Below are 12,549 nucleotides of genomic sequence, written 5' to 3'. Positions count from 1 at the left end.
AGTGTGATGCTTGGAGTACCTACGCAGTGGCGTACACTGAATGGGGACACAGAATCAGATCCCCGCCTGCATGAGCTTATCCGAAAATGTGATATCATGATGCCTTGGTTTGTAGGGCGTTATAATGAAACGACTTATCCCAAGTATCAGAAACTGGTGGAAGAAGATATTCAGTGGGCAAAGAAGAATCAGGTAGATTATGCTCCGCTGGTCTTCCCCGGTTTCTCATGGGGAAATCTGAAGGGGAAAGATCATAATTCGTTTATTCCCCGCAATAAAGGTTCTTTCCTTTGGACGCAATTGATGGGAGCCATTCGGGCGGGTGCTGAAATGATCTACGTGGCTATGTTTGATGAAATAGATGAAGGGACGGCCATCTTTAAATGTGCTAAGAAGGTTCCCGTAGGTAAAAGTACATTTGTGCCCCTTGAAGAAGGCGTGGAAAGCGATCATTATTTGAAATTGGTGGGAGAAGCCGCTAAGATTTTAAGAAAGGAAAAAGCTGTGGCATTTAGTGCAAAGCTGGATACGAAAAGTCCGAATCCTTTTATTCGGCATATGTATACCGCTGACCCGTCAGCGCATGTATGGGAAGATGGCAGATTGTATGTGTACGCTTCTCATGACATTGCTCCTCCGCGTGGATGTGACTTGATGGACCGCTATCATGTATTCTCGACTGATGATATGATTAACTGGACGGATCATGGAGAAATCCTGAGTTCCGACCAAGTGCCGTGGGGACGGAAAGAAGGAGGTTTTATGTGGGCTCCGGATTGTGCTTACAGAAACGGCACCTACTATTTCTACTTCCCTCATCCCAGCGAAACAGACTGGAATGATAGCTGGGAGATCGGTGTAGCTACCAGTGACAAGCCTGCGGAGGGATTCAAAGTACAGGGATATATTGAGGGAATGGATCCGATGATCGATCCTTGTGTATTTGTGGACGATGACGGACAGGCCTATATCTACAATGGTGGCGGTGGTACCTGCAAAGGTGGCAAACTGAAAGATAATATGATAGAACTGGATGGGCCCATGCGGACTATGGAGGGACTTTCAGACTTCCACGAAGCGACCTGGATACATAAGTATAACGGAAAATATTACTTGTCTTATTCTGATAATCACGACGACGGAGAAAAGCATAACCGAATGTGTTATGCCATCAGTGATTCGCCTTTGGGGCCTTGGGAATACAAGGGAATTTACATGGAACCCACCGATAGTTATACCAACCACGGCTCTATTGTCGAGTTCAAGGGACAATGGTATTCTTTCTATCACAACAGTGCATTGTCCGGTCATGATTGGCTGCGCTCTATCTGTGTGGACAAACTGTACTACAATCCGGACGGCACTATAAAAATGGTGAAGCAAACTAAATAACAGATAGATCCATACACAGGCAATTGATAAATAGAATCCTTATAATAGTTGAAAAACGAACATAGCATGAAAAACAAAATGAAATGGATATTGGCAGTAGGGTTATTGTCATGTTCGGTAGCAATGGCACAGCAACAGAGTGATATATTATCGGTATCTGCTTCTGCAAATGCGGAAAATGCTGCTTTAGCCTTTGACAGGAATGTAAAAACGATGTGGACAATCCCTTCTCAGGCACTAAAGGCTGAACAATGGCTGATGTTTACCATTCAGCAGCCCGGAGATGTTTGTGAACTGGACCTTCAGATGCAGGGTATCAATAAGAATGAACTGAAAGAAGTACTGGATATCTTTGTCACTTATGACCCCATGAATCTGGGAACTCCCGTGAACTACCGGATCGAAGGGAGCGACAAACAGATGAAAGTCAAATTCACTCCTAAATACGGTGCACACGTCAAGCTGAATTTTAAGTCGGGAAAGTTGGATAAACCTTTCTCTCTGAAAGAAATTTCGGTTCTTGTGGCAGAAAAGGTATTGACGGACAGTCAGGGAAAAGTAACTGACCGTCGGTATATGGATGCGTCACTGCCAGTAGAAGAACGGGTGGAAAGTTTGTTGGCAGTGATGACGCCGGAGGATAAAATGGAACTGATCCGTGAAGGATGGGGCATTCCCGGTATTCCTCATTTGTACGTGCCTCCTATCACAAAGGTAGAAGCGGTGCATGGTTTCTCTTATGGTAGCGGTGCTACTATCTTCCCTCAGGCTTTGGCGATGGGAGCTACCTGGAACAGGAAGCTGACGGAAGAAGTGGCTATGGTGATCGGAGACGAGACAGTGGCTGCCAATACAAAACAGGCATGGTCGCCGGTGTTGGACGTTGCACAGGATGCACGTTGGGGGCGCTGTGAAGAAACCTTTGGAGAAGACCCTGTATTGGTGTCACAAATAGGAGGTGCATGGATCAAAGGATACCAGTCCAGAGGATTGTTTACTACTCCCAAGCATTTCGGTGGACATGGTGCCCCGTTGGGTGGACGTGACTCACATGATATAGGACTGTCCGAACGTGAAATGCGCGAGATTCATCTGGTTCCGTTCCGTCATGCGATCCGTAATTATGACTGCCAGTCTTTGATGATGGCCTATTCCGATTATATGGGAGTTCCGGTTGCCAAGAGCAAAGAACTGCTGCAACAGATATTGCGTCAGGAATGGGGATTCAATGGATTCATCGTCAGTGACTGTGGCGCTATCGGAAATCTGACAGCCCGTAAACATTACACGGCAAAAGATAAGATTGAAGCAGCCAATCAGGCATTGGCTGCCGGCATTGCGACCAATTGCGGTGATACTTACAATAATAAAGAAGTGATTCAGGCGGCAAAAGACGGTCGTATCAATATGGAAGATCTGGACAATGTATGCCGTACGATGCTGGGTACGATGTTCCGCAACGAACTCTTTGAAAAGAATCCTTGCAAACCACTGGACTGGAAGAAAATATACCCGGGATGGAACTCGGACAGCCATAAGGAAATGGCACGTCAGGCGGCACGTGAATCAATTGTAATGCTGGAAAACAAAGACAATCTTCTTCCTTTGTCAAAGACACTGCGTACGATTGCGGTACTGGGTCCCGGTGCAGATGACCTGCAGCCGGGCGATTACACTCCGAAATTGCTTCCGGGACAACTGAAATCGGTATTGACAGGTATCAAAGGCGCAGTGGGCAAGCAGACCAAAGTTCTTTATGAACAAGGATGTGACTTTACCAATCCGGACGAAACCAATATTCCGAAAGCTGTGAAGGCAGCTTCCCAATCAGATGTCGTGATTATGGTACTGGGTGACTGCTCTACCAGTGAAGCGACCAATGATGTCCGTAAGACATGTGGAGAAAATAACGACTGGGCGACTTTAATCCTTCCGGGCAAACAGCAGGAGTTGCTGGAAGCAGTCTGTGCAACCGGAAAACCGGTGATACTGATTCTTCAGGCAGGCCGTCCTTATGATATTCTGAAAGCATCCGAAATGTGCAAGGCTATCTTGGTAAACTGGTTGCCGGGACAAGAAGGTGGTCCGGCTATGGCAGATGTACTGTTTGGTGATTACAATCCTGCCGGTCGCCTGCCGATGACATTCCCGCGTCACGTAGGACAACTTCCTTTGTATTATAACTTCAAGACTTCAGGACGCCGTTACGAATATGTAGACATGGAATATTATCCTCTCTACCGCTTCGGATTCGGACTCAGCTACACTTCGTTCGAATATTCTAATCTGAAAATACAGGAAAAGGCGAATGGCAATGTGGAAGTTCAGGCTACAGTGAAGAACGTAGGAAGCCGTGCGGGTGATGAAGTCGCTCAGCTATATGTGACGGATATGTATGCCAGTGTGAAAACCCGTGTTATGGAATTGAAAGACTTTGCCCGTATTCATTTGCAGCCGGGAGAATCGAAGACTGTTTCGTTTGAAATGACTCCATATGATATTTCATTGCTCAATGACCGGATGGACAGAGTCGTGGAAAAAGGAGAGTTCAAAATCATGGTAGGCGGAATGAGTCCCGATTACGTAGCTAAAAATGAGATCAAACATAGTGTAGGCTATAGTGATAACAAGAAAGGCGTCACGGGAATGCTTAATTATACACATGAGTTTGGTGCCAATTTCGATCTTGCTGTGTCCAAGGTAGAAGAGAACCTTGTCAAGAATCAGAAGACAGTGTGGGTGAGTGTGAAAAATACAGGTACGTTGATGGATATCGGTAAGGTGGAAATGTTTGTGGATGGTAAGAAAGTGGGAGATGCCGTTCATTATGAACTGGGAGCAGGTGAAGAAAAACTGATTCCGTTCAAGCTGGCAAAAGAGAATAAGCAGCCTGTAGCGTTTACGACCAAATACAAGATGGTGTCTATGTAGTACTAATTTATTCCCCTAACTTTTAATACAATGAAACGACTTCTTTTCATATTATGGATATTCTTGTTGTCCGTAAGCTTTGGGCTGACAAAGATGAAAGCCGATGTACGGATGCCGCTGATCTTCGGTGATCACATGGTGTTGCAGCAAGACACAAAGATTGCCATCTTTGGATGGGCTGATGCCGGAGAAACTGTAGAGGTAGTCTTTGCCGGACAGAAAGTGAAAACTACTGCTGACACTGACGGAACATGGAGAGTGAACCTGAAACCGATAAAAACGAAGAAAGAAGGGCAGACTCTGACGATTGCCGGTAAGAACAAACTTGTCTACTCGGATGTGTTGGTAGGCGATGTATGGGTTGCTTCCGGACAATCGAATATGGAATGGGGAATAAAGGTAAGAAAAGAATATGCTGACGATATATCCGCTTCGGAAGATCCTTTGCTGCGTTTGTTCTTTGTTCCCAAGAACACGTCGTTAGAGCCATTGACCGATATTGAAGTTCCTCAGGGAACATCTAACCCCGAACGGGCTGCCAGATGGGTGCTTTGTACACCGGAGATGTTGGCTAAGATCAATGGACAGGGCTTTTCGGCGACAGCTTATTACTTTGCACGTGATATGCGTGCTGCAAACGGACGCCCGTTGGGAGTTATCCAGTCTGCATGGGGAGGTACGCGTGCAGAAGCCTGGACCAGTCTTTCCGGATTGAAACAAGAACCGGCTTTGGCTCACTATGTAGCTGCGTATGAGAAGAATGTGAAAGATAATCCGGAAATACTCGCCACTTATCCACAGAAGCAGAAAGAATTTGATGAAGCGGTAAGGGAATGGGATAAAACGGTAGGAAAAGAATGGAATCAGGCACAAAAAGAATGGGCGATAGCTGTGCAGGCAGCACAAGCAGCTGGAAAGCCGGCTCCTCCCAAACCACAGCCCAGCGTTCCCCGTCCGCCCAATCCGCGTAAACCGAATGGGGGAAATAATGGTCCGTCCAATCTGTTTAACGCAATGATTTCTCCTTTAATCCCTTTGAGTATAAAGGGAGTCATCTGGTATCAGGGAGAATTTAACTCCGGCGGCTCTGGAAAAGAATATGCTACCCTGTTCTCCCGGATGATTACGGATTGGAGAGAGAAATGGGGAATCGGTGATTTTCCTTTCGTATATGTGCAGCTTCCCAATTTCGAACCGGTAGATCCCGAGCCGTCTGTCGAAGGAAACGGCTGGCGCTGGGTACGGGAAGGACAGTTGAAGGCCTTGAATCTGCCCAACACGGCAATGGCTGTGACAATCGATGTAGGAGATCCTTTCGATTTGCATCCGGTAGATAAATACGATGTCGGACACCGGCTGGCTCTTGCTGCCCGAAAGCTGGCATACGGAGAGAAAATTGTCGGCATGGGACCTCTTTATAAAAAGATGTCTGTGAAAGGAAATAAGATCATTCTGGAGTTTACTAATCAGGGTAAAAAGTTGGTGATGGGAACTTCTCCGTACATCCCGGCAGGAAAACCGCCTCATCCGAAACCGACGAAGCTGACAGGCTTCGGCATTGCAGGAGCGGACCGTAAGTTTGTATGGGCGGATGCGGTGATTGAAGGAAATAAGGTGATTGTGTCCAGCAGTGAAGTGGCTGTACCTCTTGCCGTACGTTACGGATTTTCCAATAGCCCCCGTTGTAACCTGTATAACGAGAAAGGCTTGCCGGCATCTCCTTTCCGCACGGACAGCTGGGATAAATGATGGGGGAGAGTACGGGGCTTACCATGTTTGTTATTAAATAAGGTAGAAAAATGATCATGATGAAAAGGTATAAAAAGATTTTGTTGACAGGTGTGTTGTCAGCCTTGTCTTGTTCATTCGTTCACGCACAGGAGCTATACAAGAATGAAAATGCGCCTGTGCATGAACGGGTAATGGATTTGATTTCCCGTTTGACGGTGGAAGAGAAGATCAGTTTGCTTCGTGCCACTTCTCCCGGCATTCCCCGTTTGGGTATCGATAAATACTATCATGGCAATGAAGCATTGCATGGAGTAGTACGTCCCGGACGTTTCACCGTATTTCCACAAGCCATTGGACTGGCAGCAACCTGGAATCCGGAGTTGCAGAAAAGGGTAGCCACAGTGATCTCGGATGAGGCGCGTGCCCGTTGGAACGAGCTGGATCAGGGAAGAGAACAGAAAGAACAATTCAGCGATGTGCTGACTTTCTGGTCGCCTACCGTGAACATGGCACGCGACCCGCGTTGGGGACGAACACCGGAAACGTATGGAGAAGACCCTTTCCTGAGTGGAATAATGGGAACAGCCTTTGTGAACGGACTGCAAGGAGATGATCCGCATTACCTGAAAATCGTTTCTACTCCCAAGCATTTTGCCGCCAACAACGAAGAGCATAATCGCTTTGTCTGCAACCCGCAGATATCGGAGAAACAACTGCGTGAATATTATTTTCCTGCTTTCGAAATGTGTGTGAAGGAAGGAAAAGCCGCTTCCATCATGTCCGCCTATAATGCGCTGAATGATGTGCCCTGCACGCTGAATCCGTGGCTGCTGCAAAAGGTGTTGCGTCAGGACTGGGGATTTCAGGGATATGTCGTTTCCGATTGTGGCGGACCTGCCTTGCTGGTCAATGCCCATAAATATGTAAAGACGAAGGAGGCGGCTGCCACTTTATCCATCAAGGCGGGACTCGACCTTGAATGCGGTGACGATGTGTATGACGGCCCCTTATTGAATGCTTACAAACAATATATGGTATCGGATGCCGATATTGACTCCGCCGCCTATCATGTGCTGACGGCCCGCATGAAACTGGGACTTTTTGATAGCGGGGAACGAAATCCGTATACTAAAATCTCTCCGTCAGTGATCGGTTCGAAAGAACATCAGCAGATAGCTCTGGACGCTGCCCGCCAATGTGTCGTTTTACTGAAGAATCAGAAAAATAGGCTTCCGCTGAATGCTGACAAACTGAAATCAATCGCAGTAGTCGGCATCAATGCCGGCAAATGTGAGTTTGGCGATTACAGCGGCGCTCCGGTAGTAGAACCGGTTTCCATACTACAAGGTATCAGAAACAGGGTAGGCGATCGGGTGAAAGTCGTCTATGCTCCCTGGAAATCTGCTGCCGATGGGCTGGAACTTATTCAGGGAGAGAACTTCCCGGAAGGACTGCAAGCTGAATATTTTGACAATACCCGCCTCGAAGGCACCCCGAGAGTGCGTAAGGAGAGTTGGATCAACTTTGAACCTGCCAATCAGGCTCCCGATCCGTTCCTGCCTAAATCTCCGTTGTCTGTCCGTTGGACGGGAAAGTTGAAACCGACCGTTTCCGGTCGCTATACTTTCAGCTTTACATCCGATGACGGTTGCCGCCTGAGCATTAATAATCAGATGCTGATTGATGCATGGCAGGCACATGCCGTATCTACGGATTCCGCTTCCATTTATCTCGAAGCGGGAAAAGAATACCAGTTGAAAGCGGAATATTATGACAACCGGGATTATGCCATTGCAAAGTTGCAATGGAAAGTTCCGCAGATAGGCAAGGCAACTCGTCTCGATTTGTACGGAGAAGCCGGGAAAGCGGTTCGCGAATGTGAAACGGTAGTTGCTGTGATGGGTATCAATAAATCGATAGAGCGTGAAGGACAGGACCGGTATGATATTCAGCTTCCGGCGGATCAGAGAGAGTTTCTGCAGGAAATCTATAAAGTGAATCCCAACATAATTGTTGTTTTGGTAGCAGGCAGTTCATTGGCTATTAACTGGATGGACGAGCATATTCCTGCCATTGTGAATGCCTGGTATCCGGGTGAACAGGGAGGAACCGCCGTTGCCGAAGTATTGTTCGGTGATTATAATCCTGCCGGACGTCTGCCGCTCACCTACTACAAGTCTTTGGATGAACTGCCTCCGTTTGATGATTATGATATAACCAAAGGGCGTACTTATAAATATTTCAAAGGAGATGTCCTTTATCCGTTCGGCTATGGTCTGAGTTACTCTTCTTTTACATACAGCGATCTGCAAGTAAAAGACGGGGGCGGTGAAGTCACCGTTTCATTCCGGTTAAAAAATACCGGTAAGAGAAATGGCGATGAGGTTGCTCAGGTTTATGTGCGGATACCGGAGACCGGAGGAATTGTTCCTTTGAAAGAATTGAAGGGATTCCGTCGTGTTCCTTTGAAATCGGGAGAAAGCCGTCGGGTAGAGATTAAGTTGGACAAAGAGCAACTTCGCTATTGGGATGTAGAAAAAGGACAGTTTGTAGTACCGAAAGGGGCATTTGACGTTATGGTTGGTGCTTCTTCCAAAGATATTCGTCTGCAAACAGTCATTGATTTATAGACTTTATTTAAATTTGAACCAGAAAGAAGATTAAGATTACATTCACTGAGGTAATGCCTTCTGATTGCACAGTCTGTGTCACCCTATTGGCACAGTTGTGCCACCGCACTGGCACTGTTATGCCAAGCCTTTGGCACAGTTGTGCCAATAGGGTGGCACAAGCGTGACACAGTATGGGGCAATCTTAAGACATTACTTCTTAAAATTTAGTATTATGAGAAACAAGTATTTGCGTTTTGCAGATGTATTATTTCTACTTAGCTTTGTGGCAGGAACTACGATGATGGCTTGCTCCGAACAGCCTCATCAACCGACCTTGAAGGCAACTTATAATAAGCCTGCCAAAAACTGGGAAAGTGAAGCTCTGCCTATCGGTAACGGTTATATGGGAGCCATGATTTTTGGTGACGTCTACGTAGATGTCATCCAGACAAACGAACATACCTTGTGGTCGGGAGGCCCCGGTGAAGATCCGTCTTACAATGGAGGACATCTGAGAGCTCCGGAAGTGAACAAGGATTATCTCCACAAAGCGCGGGTGATGTTGCAACAGAAGATGAACGACTTTACCGCAGACCGTTCTGCATATATAGATGAAAATGGAAAACTGATTACCCATAACTACGATGGAGACGGTGACGGCACAGAATTGCGGAATCTGATTGATAATCTGGCTGGAACGAAGGAGCATTTCGGTTCTTTCCAGACATTGAGCAATATCATTGTAGAGGCTGTCAATCCGGGTATCCCTGTCTTGATAAAAGAAGCAGTGCAGACCAATTATGACAATACAAAGAATCAAAGTCAGTCGATAGGCAGCCTTTTCGATCAGAGCACTACCAGCAAATGGTTTGCCGATAACGACCGGTTCCCTAGCTTTGGAAGCCTGCCATGCGTTATCAAGTGGGCATATACCCATGCTCCCAAGGCTGTTTCCTATAGCCTGACCTCCGCCAATGATATGCCGGGCAGAGATCCGAAATCATGGAAACTCTACGGTTCGGCAGACGGAAAATCATACGACTTGCTGGATCAGCAGTCCGGTACTTTTTGGGGGGATGATAAGGACGGAAAGGGGAGCCGCAATAAGACCCTGTCTTTTCCTTTGAAGACGGACAAATACACCTTCTTCAAACTCGAAATCACAGAATTAATCGATAACAAACAGAAACCGCAATTGGCGGAACTCTCGATAGATGCCTCTACCGAACTGCCTTATTCCGACTATACCCGTACGCTCGATATAGATAATGCGATTCATACGGTAATGTATAAGGAGAATGGAATCACCTTTAAGCGCGAATATTTTATGAGTTATCCGGATAATGTAATGGTGATGCGTCTCACCTCAGATTCGAAGAAGGGAAAACTTTCACGCATCATTTCTCTTGAATCGCTGCATACCGATAAAACCATTACGGCAGACGGTCATACCATTACCATGACGGGGTATCCGACTCCGGTCAGCGGAGACAAGCGGGTAGGGGATGCCTGGAAGAATGGACTGAAATATGCGCAGCAACTGGTCGTGAAGAATAAAGGAGGAAAGATTTCGGTAGTGGACGGAACGAAGCTGAAAGTAGAGGATGCCGATGAAATAATCGTTCTGATGTCTGCCGCCACAAACTATGTACAGTGCATGGACGACTCCTACAATTATTTCTCTCAAGAAGATCCGTTGGAAAAAGTGCAGGCTACGCTGCATAAAGTAGCTGATAAGAAGTACACGGCTCTGTTGGCTACCCACCAGAAAGACTATCATTCGTTATACGACAGAATGCGACTGAATCTCGGTAACTTGCCGGAGGCACCTGTTGCCCCTACGGACAGTTTGCTGAAAGGTATGGACGAGAATACCAACTCGGAACAGGAAAACCAGTATCTTGAAATGCTGTATTTCCAGTTTGGCCGTTATCTTTTGATATCTTCTTCACGAGAAGGTTCTTTGCCCGCCAACTTGCAGGGAGTATGGGGTGAAAGGCTTTCCAATCCGTGGAATGCCGATTACCATACGAATATCAATATACAGATGAATTATTGGCCGACACAGCCTACCAATCTGAGTCCGTGTCATCTGCCTATGGTAGAGTATGTCCGAAGTCTGGTGCCTCGTGGAAAGTATACAGCGCAACAATATTATTGCAAACCCGATGGTGGCAATGTTCGCGGCTGGGTGACGCATCATGAGAATAATATTTGGGACAATACGGCTCCTGCCAAGAAAAGCACGCCCCATCATTTTCCGGCAGGGGCAATATGGATGTGTCAGGATATCTGGGAGTATTATCAGTTCAACCTTGATAAAGACTTCTTGAAAAAGTATTATGATACGATGCTCGATGCTGCTCTTTTCTGGGTAGACAATCTTTGGACAGACGAACGCGACGGTACACTGGTAGCAAACCCGTCCCACTCTCCCGAACATGGTGAGTTCTCACTGGGCTGTTCAACTTCGCAGGCTATGATTTGTGAAATGTTCGACATGATGATCAAAGCCAGCAAAGAACTGGGAAGGGACAAAGACCCTGAAATCATAGAGATAGCAACAGCTATGAGCAAACTCTCCGGACCGAAAATCGGTTTGGGCGGGCAGTTTATGGAATGGAAAGATGAAGTGACGAAGGATGTTACCGGAGATGGCGGACACAGGCATACGAATCATCTTTTCTGGTTGCATCCGGGTTCGCAGATTGTAATCGGAAGAAGCGAACAGGACGATAAATATGCAGATGCCATGAAAGTGACGCTGAATACACGCGGCGATGAAGGAACCGGGTGGAGCAAAGCATGGAAACTGAACTTCTGGGCACGTCTGCATGACGGCAACCGCTCTCATAAACTGTTGAGAAGTGCCATGAAACTGACTGTTCCCGGAAGCCATGTAGGCGGTGTATATACTAATTTGTTTGATGCGCATCCGCCTTTCCAAATCGATGGTAACTTTGGTTGTACGGCCGGTATCGCAGAAATGCTGATGCAAAGTCAGGGCGGATATATCGAATTGCTTCCCGCTTTGCCCGATGCATGGAAAAATGGCTCATTCAAAGGAATGAAAGCGAGAGGAAACTTTGAAGTAGATGCGGCATGGACTGACGGGAAGATAACAGCTATAGAGATTCTTTCTAATTCCGGTGCGGAATGTGTGATTAAATATCCGAATGCAAAGGAGCTGAACGTTTCTGGAGCAAAGGTAAAGGTACTTGCTGATGATCAAATCTCTTTTGCTACTGTGAAGGGTAAAACGTATATTATTAAAAACGTATCTTCTTTATAAAGAGAAAACTAAGTGTATAAGGAGGTAATGTAGTCTGTCCAGGGACAACTATTAACGACTGAAACCAAAAGGCAATTGATTCGCAATGAATCAGTTGCCTTTTGGTTTGAATCTATGTTCAATAGAATAAAGATGTGAATAGTTTGGATAAGGCTTGTTCTTTGGTTTGATTAAAAGTCGAAACTATCTTCATTGAGGTTGACTGAAAAAGCGGTAGTATCTACAATGGAGGTGACTAAAAGTCGGTAGTATCTTAACTCTCTTCGGGAAGGAGGAGTACCCGTAGGGGGAGGTGGTAGGTGAATGCACTCCTATTTCATTTACAATAAAATTAGGAATACACATCATTTTACCTACCACCTCGGTCTTCGACCACTCCTCCTTCCCGAAGGAGGAGAATGTGGATACTACCGACTTTTTAGTCAGTTCTCAATGAAGACACTAAGAATTCTACTGAATTGGGAAGTTTTTATTATTTCTTATCTTTTGTGAATTAACTCAGAGATTGCAGTTGTAAGAACATCTTTGCTAATAACTTCGATTATAATTAAAAACAAAACTGCCCGTCTCCTCTAATGGGAAGACGGGCAG

5 protein-coding genes are annotated in these 12,549 nt (G+C 46.2%); all 5 read left to right on the top strand.

Annotation, left to right across the window (positions count from 1 at the left end; all coding sequences use genetic code 11):
- The first annotated feature begins 483 nt into the window (after positions 1–483).
- The 5 genes from BT_RS24900 to BT_RS09005 all read left to right on the top strand — a co-directional run bounded on the left by BT_RS24900 (position 484) and on the right by BT_RS09005 (position 11,958).
- Entirely contained in the window at positions 484–1,392 is a 909-nt protein-coding gene (locus BT_RS24900) for a family 43 glycosylhydrolase (RefSeq protein WP_307836712.1), read from the top strand.
- Positions 1,393–1,458: 66 nt separating this feature from the next.
- Positions 1,459–4,323: a glycoside hydrolase family 3 N-terminal domain-containing protein gene (locus BT_RS09020; protein ID WP_008767763.1), complete on the top strand. Its 2,865-nt coding sequence runs from the start codon at positions 1,459–1,461 to the stop codon at positions 4,321–4,323.
- A 30-nt stretch (positions 4,324–4,353) separates the two neighbouring features.
- Complete coding sequence (locus tag BT_RS09015; protein ID WP_008767764.1) at positions 4,354–6,072, top strand: sialate O-acetylesterase; 1,719 nt, start codon at positions 4,354–4,356, stop codon at positions 6,070–6,072.
- A 50-nt stretch (positions 6,073–6,122) separates the two neighbouring features.
- A complete protein-coding gene (locus BT_RS09010) occupies positions 6,123–8,684 on the top strand; it encodes a glycoside hydrolase family 3 C-terminal domain-containing protein (RefSeq protein ID WP_011107972.1) in 2,562 nt (853 codons plus the stop codon).
- 214 nt (positions 8,685–8,898) lie between these two features.
- Entirely contained in the window at positions 8,899–11,958 is a 3,060-nt protein-coding gene (locus BT_RS09005) for a glycoside hydrolase family 95 protein (RefSeq protein ID WP_011107971.1), read from the top strand.
- The last annotated feature ends 591 nt before the right edge of the window (positions 11,959–12,549 follow it).

The organism is Bacteroides thetaiotaomicron VPI-5482 (genome assembly GCF_000011065.1).
GTDB lineage: Bacteria > Bacteroidota > Bacteroidia > Bacteroidales > Bacteroidaceae > Bacteroides > Bacteroides thetaiotaomicron.
The sequence above is the reverse complement of the archived record's forward strand: the minus strand, read 5'-3'. Positions and strand labels throughout refer to the sequence as shown.